9 protein-coding genes are annotated in these 18,140 nt (G+C 46.8%); 3 read left to right on the top strand and 6 right to left on the bottom strand.

Annotated elements, in window-relative coordinates; translation table 11 throughout:
* The 3 genes from Q5691_RS04865 to Q5691_RS04875 form a co-directional block, all read right to left on the bottom strand.
* The coding region (locus Q5691_RS04865; protein ID WP_333344031.1) for an ISAzo13 family transposase at positions 1-711 on the bottom strand (711 nt) is incomplete at its 3' end.
* Positions 712-1,277: 566 nt separating this feature from the next.
* Positions 1,278-5,894, bottom strand: a complete 4,617-nt coding sequence (locus Q5691_RS04870) for a response regulator (protein ID WP_333344033.1) — start codon at positions 5,892-5,894, stop codon at positions 1,278-1,280.
* A gap of 857 nt (positions 5,895-6,751) precedes the next feature.
* Positions 6,752-9,853 carry an MFS transporter gene (locus tag Q5691_RS04875; protein WP_333344034.1) on the bottom strand — a complete coding sequence of 1,034 codons (3,102 nt, stop codon included), beginning with the start codon at positions 9,851-9,853 and terminating at the stop codon, positions 6,752-6,754.
* A 399-nt stretch (positions 9,854-10,252) separates the two neighbouring features.
* Between Q5691_RS04875 and Q5691_RS04880 the strand changes: the two genes are divergently transcribed.
* Positions 10,253-11,662: a 2-polyprenyl-6-methoxyphenol hydroxylase-like oxidoreductase gene (locus Q5691_RS04880; RefSeq protein WP_333213855.1), complete on the top strand. Its 1,410-nt coding sequence runs from the start codon at positions 10,253-10,255 to the stop codon at positions 11,660-11,662.
* A 363-nt stretch (positions 11,663-12,025) separates the two neighbouring features.
* Here the strand turns inward: Q5691_RS04880 and Q5691_RS04885 are convergent, their stop codons facing one another.
* Entirely contained in the window at positions 12,026-12,907 is an 882-nt protein-coding gene (locus tag Q5691_RS04885) for a lysophospholipid acyltransferase family protein (protein ID WP_333213857.1), read from the bottom strand.
* 1,190 nt (positions 12,908-14,097) lie between these two features.
* Between Q5691_RS04885 and Q5691_RS04890 the strand changes: the two genes are divergently transcribed.
* A complete protein-coding gene (locus Q5691_RS04890; RefSeq protein WP_333344036.1) occupies positions 14,098-15,003 on the top strand; it encodes an SH3 domain-containing protein in 906 nt (301 codons plus the stop codon).
* A 259-nt stretch (positions 15,004-15,262) separates the two neighbouring features.
* Here the strand turns inward: Q5691_RS04890 and Q5691_RS04895 are convergent, their stop codons facing one another.
* Positions 15,263-15,691: a hypothetical protein gene (locus Q5691_RS04895; protein WP_333213861.1), complete on the bottom strand. Its 429-nt coding sequence runs from the start codon at positions 15,689-15,691 to the stop codon at positions 15,263-15,265.
* A complete protein-coding gene (locus Q5691_RS04900) occupies positions 15,688-16,350 on the bottom strand; it encodes a glutathione S-transferase family protein (protein WP_333213863.1) in 663 nt (220 codons plus the stop codon). Before Q5691_RS04900 ends, Q5691_RS04895 begins: the two co-directional genes overlap by 4 nt.
* A 371-nt stretch (positions 16,351-16,721) precedes the next feature.
* On the opposite strand from Q5691_RS04900, the gene Q5691_RS04905 reads away from it, so the two are divergent.
* Positions 16,722-18,101, top strand: a complete 1,380-nt coding sequence (locus Q5691_RS04905) for a serine/threonine-protein kinase (protein ID WP_333213865.1) — start codon at positions 16,722-16,724, stop codon at positions 18,099-18,101.
* Positions 18,102-18,140 lie beyond the last annotated feature (39 nt).

Here is an 18,140-nt window from a genome sequence, read left to right on the forward strand (position 1 = left end):
TCGGTTTTGTTGAGAATCATAAATCCCATGTGGGATCACTTTACCGTGACCTAAACTCCAAAAATCATGATCTAAAGTAGTAACAGGTTCCTTTGTATAGAGAGTTCCCGGACGATACAAATTTCCTAAAACTTCTTTCTTTTTGGTATCAAAACTAATGATAGGATTGCTGGCTTCTCTATACTCTGCATGAAGCCTAGCGATATTTTTAAATTGAGCATCCCGATTTTTATTAATTCCTATTGTTTGTTTTTTTTGAGCTTTTCGTTTCACATACCCATGCTTTTTTAATAGTTTGGCAACTAAGGGTAAACTAATGATAAAACCTGCCGCTCGTAGTCCAGAAGCTATTTCTTTATGCGTCAAATTAGTCCATTTGATTAATTCATTCATTGGGTCTCCGGCTGTGTAATTTTTTAAAACTTCTAAAAATGCTGCATCAAGGCCGATTTGAGTAGACAGAATACTTTTTCTTCCCCCTCCTTTCTTTCTGATCCGGGAACTATTGAGTGTCTGTTCGTCCATTTTTTCTAAATCTTCCAATCCCTTGATGATGGTATTTCGACTGCATCCCAAAAGTTGCATTACATAACTAATTCCACCCCATCCTAATTTTTGAGATTCTATAGCTGCATACCTCCTTTTATCCTTTTCTGATAAGGATTTATAAAATTTTTTCATTTCTGACTCAATTAAATTAGAATAAGACATGGATTTAAAAGTAAATTAGAATAGTTAAGTAGAAAAATCCGTTGTGAGTTGATCTCTGTTTTGGTAAAAATTGTAATCTCACACTTTTTTCATTATAACCGATAACTAATCAACTTATTTATTTTTCATTCCTAAAAGCTTACGCGGGGCAAGGAGTATAAAAAAGTCGAATTAAATGCCGCGTCAGGGGTGGAGCTGACATTGATTTAATTATCCACAGGGGCTGCGAAGTCAAGAGAGCCTAAGCCACTGGGCCCTATAAAAACTGTCCTGACTATTGTTAAATGCACAACAGCTTATGACTGATTATTTAACATGATTATTTCCGGGGCAGTGGTGGGAATTAGGGAACCACTTACACTTAATGATTCCACGGGATATCTCTTCTAATTTCGCAGGGGTGTGACCTGCACCGAATAGATCGAGGTTGAGATTGAGGGCTACTTTCGCGGCGTAAGCAATGTACAAAGTACAAGGTAGTAATACAGAAAATATTACTATATTAGCAACTAGATTGTGATCCATGATATCTGTTTCGCTTCAAATAGTTAGTTATCAATTGTTAATTATTCTGTCCTTGTTTCGCTGTATTGCATTTCTATTTTCAACGCCGTTTCGACTCTTTGATACTCCGCCTCAACCTCTTCTAAAAGCGCGCAGGCCGGATCAGGTAAAGGCTGGTTAGCATTTGTTCCCATGCGGCCCATGATTTCGAGTTCCTCGCACAGCTCATACAAGCGAAAAGCACCGAGAGTACCGCTAATCGATTTTAAAGAGTGAGCCGATCGCCGCAAAGCCAGCGGATCGGCGTTGCACAGAGCCATAGAGATGCCTCGCAGTAGTTCGGGAGCTGTTTCGAGGTAAATCTCGATCGCCTCGTCCAAAGCTTCCACTTCTCGCAGTCCCTCTATAATCTTGGCACTGAGGGAATCGTGGCTGTGTGACAAAGCCCGATCGAGATTTGATGCACCAGAATCGACGAGGGCCGGCGAATTGGGAATTGTCAGTTGTGGATTTCCCGCAACAGCCACATTCGATCGCACTTGTAATTCACTCGTTCCTTCGATCTGTTCCGCCGAGGCATCCAAACAAACGATCGGCTGCAGACGATCGAATGCAGAGTTCGATCGAGATTTACACGCGAGCAAAGCTCGCACCAACTGGTCAATTGCGATCGGCTTGCTCAAATAGTCGTCCATCCCCGCCGCCATACACTCTTCGCGATCGCCCTGCATCGCATTTGCTGTCATCGCCACAATCCAAGGTCTTGTCGATTTTCGATTTTCGATTTTCGATTTTCGATTGTTAGATTCCTCAGTCGATTTTCGATTTTCGATTTTCGATTTTCGATTGTTAGATTCCTCATCCGCCAATTTGGGATTTTGGGTTCGGGATTTTCGATTATTAGATGGCTCATCAGTTGCGGAAACTTCTGATTCTCCCGTGGGATTTTTAGTCCAGTCTAGATTATTAGATGGCTCATCAGTTGCGGAAACTTCTGATTCTCCCGTGGGATTTTCTAAAGTTAAATCTGCTGAAAATTGCTCGCGGATGTGGCGGGTAGTTTCCAGTCCGTCCATTTCCGGCATTTGCACATCCATCAGCACCACATCATAAGGCTGGCGGCGCAAAGCTTCGAGCACTTCGATACCGTTTCCCGCCACATCCGCGCGATACCCCATCCGCTGTAAAATTTGCAAAGCCACCTTCTGATTCACCAAATGATCGTCAGCCAACAGAATCCGCAGAGGTAAGTTCTCGGCCAGCACGGGTATGGTTTGTAAGAAAGGCCCGCTAGTGCGCTGCCCTTTAAATTCCGTTGTCTGTTCTCCAAAAATATTGATTAAAACATTGTAAAGCTGAGATTGTTTGATGGGTTTATTTAAAAAAGCAGCAAAATCCATCTCCATAGCCGGGGGGTTAATTTCTTGCCTGCCGATCGAAGTTAGCATCACTAACGGCAACTTTTCGCAATCAGGATATCGGCGAATTTGCGCCGCTAAAGCCAACCCGTCCATTTCCGGCATTTGCATATCCAAAACTGCCAAATCAAACATCTCTTTAGCAGCCAGCCAATCTAAAGCCAAACGAGCCGAAGCTGAAGCCCTAGCCACCATTCCCCAAGACTGAGCTTGGAGAGTCAAAATTCTGCGGTTGGTAGCATTGTCATCGACAATTAAGACTCGCTTGCCAGCTAATTCAGGTTGAGAATTGCTCAAGTTAAGTGGTAAGGAATTCTTGCAGCTAGAAATGATCGTACTAAAATAAAAAGTAGAGCCAACGGATTGCGTATTTTGGCCGAGCGGCTTGTTACTGAGTACAGATTTGCCATAGCCATATTTTTCGGCAATTTCGCAAGATTCTGCCCATCCCAAATCAAAAACTGCCGATGATCTAAAATCTGCAGGAGGATTTCCCGCAACACTACCCATACTCTCCACCCACATCCGGCCGCCCATCATTTCGGCCAAACGCTTGCTAATTGCCAAACCCAATCCGGTACCGCCGTACTGCCGGCTCGTTGAAGAATCAACCTGACTGAAAGATTTAAATAGCCGATCCATGCGATCGCTCGGAATGCCGATACCGGTATCTTTGACCGCAAAATGTATTTCGTATGCTGGGTTAATTGCTACCGATTCGCCAGCAATTAATGGCGGTTCTTTCGCCTTAGCCGCCGGCACTGAAATCTTTTTTGCAGTCACCGAAACCACCACTTCTCCAGCGTCGGTAAATTTAACAGCATTACTGAGCAAGTTGATTAAAATTTGCCTCAAGCGGGTACTATCGCCGATCGCCGTTACGGGTACTGTACGATCGATCAAGTAACCCACTTCCAGTTTTTTTTCTGCCGCCTTGGCAGCTACCAAGTCTAGAGATTCCTCAATGCAAGTGCGGATGTCAAACGGATGTTCCTCCAAGTCCAATTTGCCCGACTCAATTTTCGAGAAATCTAGAATATCGTTGATCAGCGTCAGCAAGGCATCGCCGCTGCTGCGGATAGTTTCTACAAAATCGCGCTGTTCGCGAGTTAAGGGGGTATCCAGCAGCAAACCGGTCATGCCGATGACTCCATTCATCGGAGTGCGAATTTCGTGGCTCATGGTGGCTAAAAATTCGCTTTTGGCTCTAGTAGCCGCCAGTGCTTGATCGCGAGCTTTTGCCAAATCTACGTCGGTTTGCTGGCGTTCGAGTTCGCTTCCCACCCACTGAGCCATCAGTTTCACCAACTCTCTATCTACAACTCGGAACGGTTCTGTCACAGGAGTTGGAGAAAAGAAGCACAGAGTTCCGTAAACTTCACCTCCCACCGTGACGGGAATGCCCATGTAAGCTTCGATTGGGAAGGCTCGATCGTCGCTGTTGAAGGAAAAACCCGAAAATCGCACCGACTCAAAGTAAATCGGTTCTTTGGCCATTGCCGTAGCGACGCAGAAAGTTTTTTCCAGATCATAGATTTGGTCTTTGACGATCGACCGGTCGGGACACTCAACAGCCATTATTTGATAGTTGTCACCTTCAATGCAGGACAAAATTCCCACGGACAGGCCTAAATGCCGACATCCCATTGCCAGCAGTTCTTGGAGGCGCAAATCAAAGGTAGAGAGGTGGTTGAGCGGGTCTGTACGGGGAGCCGAAGTCACTTGGTACAAAGCTTTGATTGCAGCTTCGCTTTCTCGTAGTTCTTGTTCTGTTTGCTTCCGCACGCTGATGTCGCGGGAAATGCCGATAATTTCTTGGACTTCGCCGGTTTGGGGATCACTGATCGTGCGGCCGGTGGTTTCAAACCAAATGTATTTGCCGTCTTTGCGGCGGATGCGGTAGCTGACGGTGTAAGTAACTGGGAGCGCCAGGACTTTCCAGTGAGCTTTGGCAATGGTTTCTAAATCGTCGGGGTGAAAATAATCCTTGGGGACGCGGCCGATGAGTTCCGAAGGTTCGTATCCCAGCAAAGCCCGGCTGGCGGGCGAGACGTAAACAAACACGCCTTTGGGGTCGTGTCTGGTGATCATGTCGGTTGAGTTTTCGGCCATCAACCGATAGCGGTCTTCGCTTTCATTACGTTCGACTTGAGAATTGCCCAATGCTTCTAGCATTCGGTTGATGCCGTCGGCCAAGCTTGCGAGTTCATCTGCTCCGGCCATATGAACTCTCAAGCTTGGGTCGCCGTTGGCTGCGATGTTGCTGACGCTGGTGCTCAAGGAAGCCAATCTCGCCAAGACTAATTTTTCTAGCAACAGCAGGGTGATGGCGCTAAATATTAAACCTACTGCCAGTATTGATAAGGTAAACAGCTCCAAGGTAGCCTGACCTTGGCCGTAGATGATCCGATCTGTCTCTACGCGCAGCAGCAACGCTAGGTTGCCGTGGATGTCGCGAATCAGGGCGTATCCTGCGACTAAGGTGTCGCTGAGTGGCTCGACTAAAATTTCTGCTGATTTGAGGTTGGAAATTTTGAGTTTGACATTTTCCAACTCCTGCCTCGATCGAGCCAGCGCCTTGGCGCTGTGCCCGGAGTAGTTCGCTGCTCCCACTTTAAAATCTAAACTCGGCAATCTAAAATCCACTGACAGGTGAGTCAGTTCTGAAAGCAAACCGATTTCGCTGCTGTCGAGGTAGCGTCCCAAGATCAGCGTTCCCCGCGACGGGCCTTGGGCGTTGCTGTTGAAGATGGGCTTGGCGGCAATCAGCAGTCTGGCTTCTGGCAAGGTGAGGACGCCTGTTTTGGCCGCGGGGCGATCGCCCTCGACTGTCGATGAGTCTAGTAGCGCCTCGGTCAAGTGCTGTTTTAAGCTTTCGGGAATCGGGATTTCTGTTTGGGATTTCAGGTCGAAACCTTTGCTGAAGATCGTCTTACCGTTGGAGTCCAGCAGTACCAATAAGTTTAGTCTCAAGTAAATAAATGTCGAATCGACAAAATTTGACTTGACAAAATTTTCGTTCCGTGTTTCTACGAAAGAGTAAGTATCGTCCCACTCGGCGTAATCTTGGGCGCTGGTGTCTAAATTCGACAAGTCATCATCTAATGCGTCCAAAGCCCGTGCGACATCCTGGCGGACGTACTGTGCCTCCAGGTTGTGAAAATCATGCAGCAAAATAGTTGATGCAGTGGCATAGAGAACCACAATCAGGCTGATTAGCGCTGCACCGATGATTAATAGTGTTTTTTTTCGGAGTTGCATGGCGTCGCCCTCCTCACGGTGCTAATAGGCAACTAGCCAGGAGAGATTTGAGACGTAGGTTGTTTAGCATTGGCGATCGCAGGGCCTGCGTGTTTGGACTTTTCTGGACTGACGAAAGCAAAGCCCTTGGTATTTCCAAGGTATCCGGTATGTTGCCCCCCACAGTCAGTGTAGTATTTTCACAGCTTTAGTTCCATATTATTTACAACCTATGACCTACAAGTTATAACCTGACGATCTGCATCTTCAACATAAACCGCCGATAGAACTCAAAACAATTCGCGTTTGATACTGACGCAGCCAGGGAGGTGGGCAGTTGGGAGAACAGGCGTGCTGGGTGGAGAACCCTCTCTATTATTGTACCTAAAAAATATTGAGGAGAGAGGGAACTGGTCCGCGAAGTTTGCTTTGCCAAAAGGTTTTCACTCCAATAACTGTTTTGATTTTTGTCATTCTTCAGTAATCCTTGCAACAGTTGTAGAATCTGCCTCAAAGCAAATCCAGCCTGCAAGCCTGAACCCCGTTCAAAAATTGTGATAGCAGAGGCAATGAATATCCGGCGACTTTTTATTTATTATATCTGCAAATAAAATAGACAACAATCAATAAAATCGGCTTTTCACTTTTCTATTTTAAATTAATCAAAACTGTTAACTAAAATGTATAGATTCACCGTTGGCACTAGCCTCAAAAAACGGGTAGAAACTGGTTTACCCTAACATTATTCACCCGTACTAACAAATTAATAAAAACCAGTTCCCACTCCCCGATCACATCCTTTACTAACATTAGTGCCTGATGTCAGTAGAAACTCACATCAGGCACTATATGCAATCCGATCGCAATTTGAGTTTTTTTTATCGGATGACGGCTAAAGCACCGGCGCCGGCTGCTGCTGCCGCCGAAGTAAGAGCGGTGAAAAACAGCCACCAAGAGGCAACTTCTGCTGCTTTCCGGGTTTCTTCGGCTTGTTTTTCAGCTTGCACTTTGATGCTTTCGAGGCGAAGCTGTGCCTCTTGCTGCAAGCGTTCTGCTCTTTGCAAGACGGTGTTGCGGCTTCTTTCAATTTGGTCGATTAAGCGGTTGGCATCTGCTTCGGAAATGTCTTCGCGAGAGCTCATTAATGCTACTAAAGTATCGCGGTTGAAATGACCCAGCCGATCGCGCAAAGCATCAAATCCGGCTTGCGGATCGTCAAATAACTTCCGCACGTCCCGCGTAATGCCTTCGTAGTTGAGTTCAGGGCGATCGAGCGAATTGAGGTAATCCCGAATTTTTCCGAGAATTCCGTCAATTACCGACTGAATACCCTCCTGTATTTTCTGAATTTGCATTGCGAACTCATCGCGCACCGACAAAATCCCATCGACAATGCGATTGGCTTCTGCTTCAGAAATATCCGGCCGCTGAGACAACAGAGAAACCACTGTAGCTCGATCGATGTGCGACAAGCGCTCGCCCAAACTGTAAGCGCCGACTTTCGGGTCATGCAGCAGCAGTTGCAAGTCGCGCTTGATGGCATCGGGATTTAATTCATCCTTGCCCGTATTACGCAAATAATCTTCTAAAACACTCTGAAAATCGTGTACTTGGCTTTGCATCCGCTTTGCCAAACGGCGCGGCGCTTTCACAATCGACCCAAGAGTTTCCTGCACTTGGTCGATAATTTGATTGACTTGTTCCTCGCTCAAATCTTGTCTCTGAGAAAGCAGTTTTACCAAAGTATCGCGATCGACTTGAGACAGACGGCCACGCAGCGCTAAAGCTCCTTCTTTGGGATTTTGCAGCAGTTTTGTCAAATCCCGCTGAATCCCTTCAGGATTGAGTTCTGATTTGCCCGTATTGCGGAGGTAATCTGCAAGGGCGGTTGTTGTATTGTCGTACTGATCCTTAGCTTTTTCGGCCAACTTTTGCGGCGTATGCACCGCGCTGTGCCAATTTTCTTCGGCGCTGTCGAGAAGGTGATTTACTTGGTCTTCGCTGAGGTCTTTCCGCTGAGATAGCAATTTTACCAAAGTTTCGCGATCGAACTTAGAAGCTCTAGCTCTCAGCGCCCACATTCCCGCCTCCGGGTTGTCCAGCAGCGTTTTCAAATCGCGCTTGATGCCTTGGGGATTAAGTTCTTCTTTACCCGTAGACTTCAAGTATTCTTGTACTCTTTGCCACTGGTTCTCTAGTCTGGCTTGCGCTGCTTCTTGCAGACCTTTAGCATCTGCTAAAACTACATCTCGCGTCCTTTCCAACTCTTGAACAATCTGTTCTACTTCCTGGAATCCGAAGTTTTCGCGGCCTCGGAGAATTTGCACAAAACTGTCGCGGGTGTAAGGAGAAAGCCGATCGCGCAACTGTTCGTAACTAGCGTCGGAATCCTCTAAGATTTTTTTGAAATCGCTCCCGATACCTGCTGCTGTCAGTTCTTCTTTCGGCGTCAGCTTCAAATAAGTTTCCAACCGCCACTGCAAATCGCGAGATTTTTCTTGCTCCTCGGCAAAGATCACGGTTTGTAAAACGCGCTGTCTAATTGATTCTAATTCCTGGGAAATTTCTTTAATTTTCTCTTGGGTAAAAACGCCTCTACTGGCCAGGATTTCGGCAAAATTAGACTGTTTTAGTTTTTCTAATTCCCGGCGCACAGTTCCAGGATCGGCTGTAGGATCGTAGAGAACGTCCCGAAATTCGCGCTCGATAGCTTGGGGGTTCATCTGCCACGAATAAGTGTTGAGTAGGTAGTTTTCTACGTCCGCACGAATTGGGCTGTAAGTTACGGGTTCGCCTTTGACTTGAGCGGTAATTTTATCAGTTTGCTGGGTAACTTTCTCTTTAGCTTCTTTGAGCTGACCGACTACTTTTTCCACATCCAAGTCAGAAATATCCGTTCGACCCAATACTATTCCCATTAAAGCATTGACTGCCATTGTCGTTGCTTGGGACATCATGGTCGGGCTTTGTCCAGAATTTTGACCGCCCAGATTGCTGAGGGCTTTTTCTACCCGACTTGCCAATTTATCTGAGACCAAATCTCCCGATTTGGCAGATTTGAGATAGTCTACTAATTGGGCGATGCCGTCTGATTGCTGCCCTTGTTTTCCTACTTGTTTCCAAGCATCTTGAAGTTGGTCTACAATCCGGTTTACGTCGCGTTTTGATAAGTCCGATCGCGAACTTACTAAATCTACGAGAGTTTGCCGATCGAGATTTGGCAAATTTTCGGCTGCAATAGTTTTTAGTTGCGGATCGTTAAGCAATTTTTCAAACTCGCTACGCATCCCTTTGATGTCTAATTCTGGCGGTTTGAGGCTTTGGATGTAGTCTTCGACGTTTTCTCGCAAGCTTGTGGGGTCGATCGCGCTACCGAGTTCATGGCCCACTGCTGCTGCTGCTGCTTTGGCTGTGGCGACGACTTGGTTGCTGGCTGCTTTGGCGCCGATGGCCGAGGCTGCGGTGCCGACAATGGCTTGAAAGCCTGATGTCGCGGTGTTGACGACGGAACCAATCAAGGAACCGACGGTGGTGGAACTCACCCAAACAAGCATTGAGAAATAGGTTGCCCAGACGACTAAACCGACGATCGCACCTAAACCGGGACTGCTAATCAAGCTAAGCTTAACTGCTAGCAAGCAAGCGAAGAATAGGGCGATGGTGACGGTAATCAGCGTCCAAGTGCCTACTTTTCGGCCGATGTGGCGGACTGGGGGGCTGCCGCTATCCGAGTGGTGGTCGTCGTCGTGGGATTGTCCCATGTACGAAAGACCTGCAGCTACTGATAAATTTGTTAGCAAGAGTTGGAAAGCGCAGGCGAGCACGACTCCAGCTATCAAGGCGATAAAAAATTGTGGCCCGGAATAGAGGAGTGCTGCGTCTTCTACTCTGTTTGTTGTTGTAGTCTGGTCTACTGGCACTTGGGCCAGCCAGAACCCGATGTTATACAGTTGTGGATTTATTGGCAAATTTTGATACATAGTATATTCCTCGTTAAGGAGTGGGTGCGCGCGCTCATTGGCGCCAGTTAACTAATGTATAGTTTTAGACTCATGCCCCCAATGGCAATCATCGCCTTATTGTCGAGCTAAAGCATCCCCCTACAGTCGGAAGTGTAGAAATATGTCTGCGGCGGGCTGTCACTTTAGGAATATTTGTGCTATGTAAATTGGCAGTTGTGAAGTTGTTAGTTCTCAGTTATGAGTAAGGTGCGCTGCGGCGCCTCCGAGATAGATGGTAGTAATGGTAAGTCGGGTTAAAACTCTCGCACAGGAAAATCTTTGGTCGATCAATATTAAGAGTTGGTACCGAAGTCCAGAAAAAATGTTCACAATTCATCAACCAATGCCATAACAAATTAGCTTTCAAGGAATTCGATAGTGCAGCAAGAAAGTCATGCAATTATTATTGGAGGCAGTTTAGCAGGACTGTTGGCCTCTAGAGTATTAGCAAAACACTTCGACCGAGTAAGTATTGTTGAACGAGATTTTTTTCCAGAAAAACCCGCACCTCGCCCCGGTATTCCTCAATCCCGTCATCTTCACATCCTTTTAAATCGGGGGAGAATCATTCTCGAAGAGTTTTTTCCCGGCTTGGAAAACGAACTGGTAGCTGCTGGTGCTCCTAGTTTAGATCCGAGGTCGATCGGGTGGTTTAGTCCGGCAGGTTGGGCCCCGCACTTTAGCCCGGATCTAAATGATTTAATTTTGTTCAGTCGGGATTTACTTGATTGGCAAATTCGCCGCCGCTTGGCTGAAAATACGAAGGTGCATTTTCTCGAAGGAGGCACAGTAACGGGGTTGCTGGCGAATACCTCGCGCGCGGGGATTGCTGGCGTATCGGTGCGTTTTCGCGATCGCCACAACGCTGGTAACATCCATACAGAGAATTTGTATGCAGATTTAGTAGTCGATGCTGGCGGCAAAGTTTCCAAAACACCTCAATGGTTGAAAAGTTTGGGATATGAACCTCCGCAAGAAACTGTTATCAATGCTTTTGTCGGCTATGCCAGCCGCATCTATAAATGCAGCGGTAAATTGTCAGAAACAGCGCCAGTATTTGTGTCACTAGCCCCGCCAGTTCGCACTCGTGGCGGTGCAATTTTTCCGATCGAAGGCAATCGCTGGCTGGTGACTCTCGACGGGGGCGATCGCGATTATCCCCCCACAGACGAAGCAGGTTTTGTAAAATTTGCCCGCAGTCTGCCAACCCCGACAATTTATGATGCGATTAAAGATGCAGAAGCAATAACACCTATTTATAGCTATCGAGGTACAGAAAATCGTTGGCGCCACTACGAGCGCCTCCGTCGTTCTCCTGAAAACTTAATAATTATTGGTCATGCAGTTTGCGCTTTTAACCCGATATACGGACACGGAATGACGGTTGCTGCACTGGATGCTCAGATGCTAGATGAATGTTTGCAAAAGCAAAGAGAGCGGTATCCAGAAGGCGATTTAACAGGCCTTGCGCGAGAATTTCAACAAAAACTAGCAAAATTACACACTCTTCCTTGGATGTTTGCGATCAGTCAGGACTCTCGCTATCCGGGAAGTACAGGTGCAAAACTAAACCTTGCTACGCGACTGACAATTGATTACATGGATTTGGTGTTAAAAGTGCTGGTCGGAGATGTTAAGGTTTGTCAAGCATTTGTGGAAGTTGTGCACATGATTGAGTCGCCGGCTGTACTTTTTTCTCCCAGTATTGCGCTTAAGGCGATCGGGCAATTAGTCACCGTTCGACAGAACGCAGAATTAAGATCAAGAGTTTATACAGAATCAGGTTAGTTTTGCCAAGTCTATTTTTTCACCGCCGAGTAAGGAAGATAAACGCAGATGAAATCCTCTTCACCTGCGTTGATTTAACCTGATATGATGTCCGCTACAACCTGCATGATAAAAAGTATCACTTTGGCGACTGCGGTTTTCGGGTATTTCACGTAATTAAGATGGGTAAAATCCGATTTAGTACCGCAATTGTCCGTTTTTGAAATAAATCTAATGATTTATTTCAAAAACTGTTTGCAGTCACGACTTACCCACAAGAGTCAAGAAACCAGTTTTTTTACCCATATCCCTCGCGACTCACGCTATTTTGTAGTAAAAAAAATCGGTTTCTGCTGCAGAGAATAATCTAGAGTTGTGCAATTGTTACTTGCCAGCCAAACAATCTAATTGTTCTTGCATTTGGGCAGTAACTCGCTCGAAACAAGCATCAACATAATCGCGATCGCGCGCCGCCTCCGAACCATACCTCTCAAATACAATCGGTTCGCACACGCGAGTCCGAATTTGCACGGGTAAAGGCAGGTTTGGCAAAGGCCCAATACTCAACCCCCAAGGCAATCCCAAATACACGGGCAATACCACCGGATCGATGCCAAATAGCCACGGCATTCCCAATTCATGCAATTGCTTTGCTTGTTCGTACAAATCTGCCAAAACTATCAAAGTATCGTGAGCACCGTGCGATATAATTGGTACAATTGGTACTTCTTCTCGCAATGCTAATTTGATAAATCCCTTGCGTCCGGCAAAGTAGATTTGATCGCGCAAGTGGTGGGGGCGGAAAACATCTTGAGCGCCGCCCGGATAGACGAGAACTGGGGCATTTTTCCGCAAGGCTGCGATCGCCATTTTCGGATGCGCCTTGAGGGCTCCACACTGAACCGCCATGCTAGCAACATCAGGAGAAACTTGCCAAACCGTTGGGTGCATCAATCCGTAGGCCAAGCGTTCCGTTCCGTACCTGCGGAACCATTCGTATAGGAACATAAACATATCTGGAGCGGCAAGTCCCCCGTTGTGAGAACCAACCACAAGCATTTTTCCGCTGGCGGGTACGTGGTGCCAGCCGTCGCTTTGTACGCGGAAGTAGTAGCGGTACAGCCATTCCCAGAATGGCAATAAAAGCTGAATGAAGTCGGGATTGCGATCGTCTAAAGATAGACCATCAAAGGGATATTTAGAGGATTTGCCGTCTTTTTTGTTAGTAGTTATTGTCACTGCAAAAATATTTAACGCTTTGGTCATTATATAGTAGAAGGAAGAAAACTTTAACTCTCGAAGAGAGAAGGCTTTAGTTATTTCGGAAAGAAGGAAGAAGGGAGGAGATTAGTTGGGCTTTTCCTCTCCTTGTGCCTGCGCTAATCCCGATTGCCCTCCCAAAACAAGATTTTTCCTATCATTAATATGCTCCCATTCCGCAGGAATCACCGCATTAGTTTTAGCAATTGAAAACCTCCTAAACATCGAGTGCGGTTGCTATAGCAATATAATTAAATCAGAATTGGCGCAAATATTTGGTTTCTGATGTGAGCGGGCTGCTTTTGTTCGGAGGTTTTGTGCTGGTTGTCTCCACAGGAACAAAATCGGTTCCAAACAGCTAAAGCAACTGTCGCTGATGGCGGGGCGACTTTAGCCAGAAAAACACAACTGTGCCTCAAGCCGATAAGTTTCCGTTTTGGAAAATTTTATCAAATTGACGCCAGCCCTCGGGTCAATGCTAGCGATTGGTGCTGTTTACCACAATTTTAAGTAAGGTACGATCGACAATGGAGTTATGTCAGCGAGATCGAAGAACTGTATCCGGCTTCCGACACCCCACTGCGACGATGGGGTCGATCGCGCCAATCGCCTGTCAATCGATTTTAGATTTTAGAGGCGACCCCACGGATAAATGGGGGGGCTTAAGGATGTTCGATTTTCGATTTGGGATTGATTCTACGGATAAATCCGGGGGCTTGCACCATCAAGAAATTCTTGGTCAATCTGACTCTTGGAGCATCTCCAGCAGAATCTCGCTCTCGAAGCTGCCAAGAATTCACCTGAAATGTAGCCCCATATTACTCAACTGTAACAACAGGCCGCTAAATGGTTTAACGGACACCTGACAAGATATTGGCGGACAACACATGACTTTGATTCCTAGTAAACTGTCCCGCATTTAAACAGTTAACTGTTGGCTTTCCACCTCTGCCATTCCCCGACTCGGACACTCTGACCTTCTCCCCCTATCCCGCTCTGCCATAATGAGCCATTTATAGGCGTAGCAGCTTTATGTCTCTTCGCTCAACTCACCAAACATTAAATAATATCAATAAAATTTGACTTGCGGTCATAAAAAAGTTATATAAAGCTTTTTTGTGGAAGACAAATCGATTTTTTTGCTATATTGACCTGCAATTAAGATAATTATTGTGGTTAAGTGAGGATTTGAACGGATGAAAAACTTGAATTGCTGGAATAAACCCGCTGCATTGCTGGGCGCGATCGCGCTCGTAGCCGGAAGTTTGCAGGCGAATGCCATCGCTGTTGCCGCCCCATCAACATCCACTGTCAGTCAAGATGCTGAAAATATTTCCTTTGAAGATAGCGCCACGTTTCAAATAGCCCAGGCTGGCAACCTTTGCCGCAAAGTCACTCCCAAAGAAGGTTTGACGGTTCGTCAGAACCCAGACCCCAAATCCCCTAGAGTTGGCGGAGTAGCACTTAACACACAGGTAACACTGTCCCAAGGTGCTACTTCTGTTAAAGCCTCCGACGGTCGCCTCTGGATTCAAATTACCGCTCCCGTCACAGGGTATGTGGCTAGTGGCTATCCCAACGACGAAAGTAATTTAGGTTCGTGCACAATTAGTCAAACTCCTTCCCCAAGTCCCGCACCAGCGCCTGCACCGGCACCTGCACCGGCACCTGCACCTGCACCAGCGCCTGCACCAGCGCCTGCACCTGCACCAGCGCCTGCACCAGCGCCTGCACCAGCGCCTGCACCAGCGCCTGCACCGGCACCTACACCAGCGCCTGCACCAGCGCCTGCACCAGCGCCTGCACCAGCGCCTGCACCAGCGCCTGCACCAGCGCCTGCACCAGCACCAGCACCAGCAGTGGGCCCTGTAAGTCTGTGTCGCCAAGTAGAACCTCGCGTAGCGCCGAAGGGTCTAGTTATCCGCGCGGAGCCTTCAAAGACTTCTGCTGTTAAAGGCAGCGTAGCGGCTAACGGTCAAGTAACGCTTGTTCCCAATTTCCAATTAGTGAAAGATAAGAATGGAGAAGAGCGCAATTGGCTTGAGATTTCAGGCCCTGTGCCGGGATTCATCTCGGCTGGAAATTTGATTATGTGCAAGTAAACTTCTGAGTTCGATCGCTCTTTTAGTCTAAAAGAGCGATCGACACCGAAAATAGTTTTAAGATTGTCGCGCAGCAAGGGAACAACGCGGAGCCCAGACTGCTTCCTGAACTTACGCAGGAATAACTTATTTCTGCAGGCAGCCAGCGGTAGCGAATCTTTCTGGGCCTCTGTTTTTCGTCGGTAGCGTCAAGCCCTAGCTTCGTTCCTCGCAACCCACGCAGGGCGAATGAATGTAATCAAAAAGCCGATCGACCTTTCTACCTACAGAGGCCGCTTGCCCAATCTTGGTGTCCGCGATTTGGTTGACACTTGAATTGTCGGCCAATCCAGACAATTTCCCACTTATTTTGCCTGCGTCTGAGTTCGATTCTGTGTCGCATTGCAGCTACAGAATCGTCAGCTAAACCTACGACGGTTTGGACAATTACTGCTGTTTCTCGCGTGGGATATTCAACCGAAATTTGGTCGCTTTTTCTGCCTTCAGATTCTCTCTCGCTGCAAAAGAGTTGTACTGCGATATCTTTGGGGTTGGAGACGGTAATTTTGCGAGCAGCAACGAACTGTTTAGCGTTAATTGCTTCGTAGTTCGATCGGGCTGCGGGCTGCCCCATTGCTGCGATGGGAATTTGGATGCAGGCAAAAACAGCTAGGAAAAAAAGCGATCGCTTGAGTGTTGATTGGTTCATGAGGCTTCAGATTGTGCGAGAAACTTTTGTCTCCGAGATGCGAAAGCCGCCAAATCTGCCTCGGTGAATTGAGTTTGCTGCCATGAGGGGCGGGCAAGCAGTCGATCGCACCAAGCTTGAATTTTTGGATAACCGTCTATGGACACACCAACCCAAGATAGCAAGGGCACGACGGTACCGGCAACGCACTCGGCAAACGTGACACTGTTGCTAGCGAAAAAAGGGCGATCGTCCAACAAACCTTCAAAAAATGCCAGCACAGTATTGACTTTTTCCTTCGCCTTTTTTATTGCTTGAGGTTCAGGATTTCCCCAACCCATTTTTTCGCTGATGAGGGGGGAAAGGGCCGGCCCAAGTTCGTTAATCGTGACAAATTCTACCATTTTCACAACTGCCAAATCTTGCGGTTCTTTCGGGAGCATTACCGGTTCGGGATACTTCGTTTCTAGATAGTCAAGAATTGCCAGAGACTCGAAGACGGTGAAGCCATCATCGACCAAAACAGGGATGCGGTGAAAAGGATTCATTGCCACAAATTCAGACTGCAAGTGATCGCCGTCCAAGTGGATTTCTATTAATTCAAAATCGAGGTTTTTTTCTAAAAGGGCGACCCACACGCGGCGGGAGTTGGTGGAAATGGGAGTGTGATAAAGTTTCATAAATGGTGTACCTGGTTATTGAGACAATGATGTGTTAAGGATTGAGTGGTCTCGCGCTGCTGAAAATATTTAGATTTTAGTCAATTTTACACGCAAATAGGGCGATCGAACTTTGTAGGGACACGGCACTGTTAAAGGCCTCAAGAAACCGGGTTTTTGCGACAATACCTAACTCAAACCCAAAAACTCCGAAAAAACCCGGTTTCTCCACCCATGCGAAGACTCCAAGAAACCGGGTTTTTGCGACAATACCTAACTCAAACCCAACAACTCCTAAAAAACCCGGTTTCTCAACTTCACCCAAAGCCTCAACAAAAATTCCCCGTCTCAGCTATAATTAAAACCATCCTCTCCATCCCCACAAACCCGCCATGAGGCACTGGCCCCCCGGACAACAACTCCAAAACGGCAAATACATCATCGAAGCCATCCTCGGCGGCGGCGGATTCGGCGTCACCTACCGCGCCCAAAACCCCAAAGAAGGCAAAGTAGTCGCCATCAAAACCTTAAATGCTAACGTTCAAGGTAAGCCAAACTTTCAGGAATTACAAACCAAATTTCTCAACGAAGCATTATCTTTAGCCAAGTGCAGCCATCCCCACGTCGTCCAAGTTTACGAAGTATTTCCTGAAATGGTAGGAAATCTTCAATTGTGGTGCATGGTGATGGAATTAATCGACGGCACTAATTTAGCAGAATATCTCGAAGATAACGGTATTTTGTCGGAAGCGAAAGCTTTACCAATTATTCAACAAGTCGGAGGCGCCCTGAGTTTTTTTCACCAGCAAGGATTGACTCACCGCGATGTTAAACCATTAAATATTATGTTAAGACGGCGGGGTTTAGAAGCTGTTTTGATTGATTTTGGGTTGGCGCGGGAGTTAACAGTACCGGGAAAGTTGAAAAGTAGCAGTATTTTTGGTACCGAGTGTTTTGCGCCCATCGAACAGTATGAAAGACGGGCAGAAAGGGGCCCTTATACTGATGTTTATTCCTTGGCTGTGACTCTTTACTCAATGCTGACGGGTGAGTTACCTTGTCCGTCAAAATATAGAAAACCAATTGACCCTTTAATTGCGCCAAAACAAATCAATTCTAAGATTAGCGACAGGGTGAATGTGGCGATTATTAAGGGGATGGAGTTGGAACCGAACAATCGCCCGCAGTCGGTGCAGGAATGGTTGGATTTGCTGGTGCCAAAACAGGTGGTATTGCCATCACCAAAAAATAGCCCTCTGCCAGCACAAACATCTTTTGAAACGCCTCCAAAACCAGCGCATCATGAGACTACGCCGGTGATTTCAGCCGTGGGGATGGATTATATAAACTTGCGTAATTTATTGGCGGCCAAAAAGTGGAAAGAAGCCGATGAGGAAACGGCGAGAGTGATGTTGAAGGTGGCGGGTAGGGAGAAAGAAGGATGGCTGGATAGAAAAAGTATTGAAAAATTACCCTGGGAGGACTTGCGTACCATTGACAAACTTTGGGTACAATACAGCGATGGGCGCTTCGGCTTTAGTGTGCAGAATCGTATTTATCAAAGTTTGGGGGGAACTAGGGAATATGATAATGAATTTTGGCAGAAGTTTGGCGACAAGGTAGGTTGGAGAAAAAAGAACGAATGGCTGCACTACAATGACCTCACTTTTGCAGATAGAGCACCAGAAGGACACCTCCCAAGGCGTGGAAGGTCTGGGTCGGACGGTGAGGGTGGTCTAGTAGTCTCTCTTCTCTCGCGTGGAGACTTGTAGACTGTAACATCTAAGCGTTTCAGATTATTATTAACTAGA

The sequence above is a fragment of the Microcoleus sp. w1-18aA5 genome (assembly GCF_036701705.1).
Classification (GTDB): Bacteria; Cyanobacteriota; Cyanobacteriia; order Cyanobacteriales; family Microcoleaceae; genus Microcoleus.

What these genes read in the sequence shown, in the direction of transcription:
- Q5691_RS04895 (WP_333213861.1), bottom strand. Translation starts at nt 15,691, where the DNA reads ATGAACCAATCAACACTCAAGCGATCGCTTTTTTTCCTAGCTGTTTTT.
- Q5691_RS04885 (WP_333213857.1), bottom strand. Translation starts at nt 12,907, where the DNA reads ATGACCAAAGCGTTAAATATTTTTGCAGTGACAATAACTACTAACAAA.
- Q5691_RS04890 (WP_333344036.1), top strand. Translation starts at nt 14,098, where the DNA reads ATGAAAAACTTGAATTGCTGGAATAAACCCGCTGCATTGCTGGGCGCG.
- Q5691_RS04870 (WP_333344033.1), bottom strand. Translation starts at nt 5,894, where the DNA reads ATGCAACTCCGAAAAAAAACACTATTAATCATCGGTGCAGCGCTAATC.
- Q5691_RS04900 (WP_333213863.1), bottom strand. Translation starts at nt 16,350, where the DNA reads ATGAAACTTTATCACACTCCCATTTCCACCAACTCCCGCCGCGTGTGG.
- Q5691_RS04905 (WP_333213865.1), top strand. Translation starts at nt 16,722, where the DNA reads ATGAGGCACTGGCCCCCCGGACAACAACTCCAAAACGGCAAATACATC.
- Q5691_RS04875 (WP_333344034.1), bottom strand. Translation starts at nt 9,853, where the DNA reads ATGTATCAAAATTTGCCAATAAATCCACAACTGTATAACATCGGGTTC.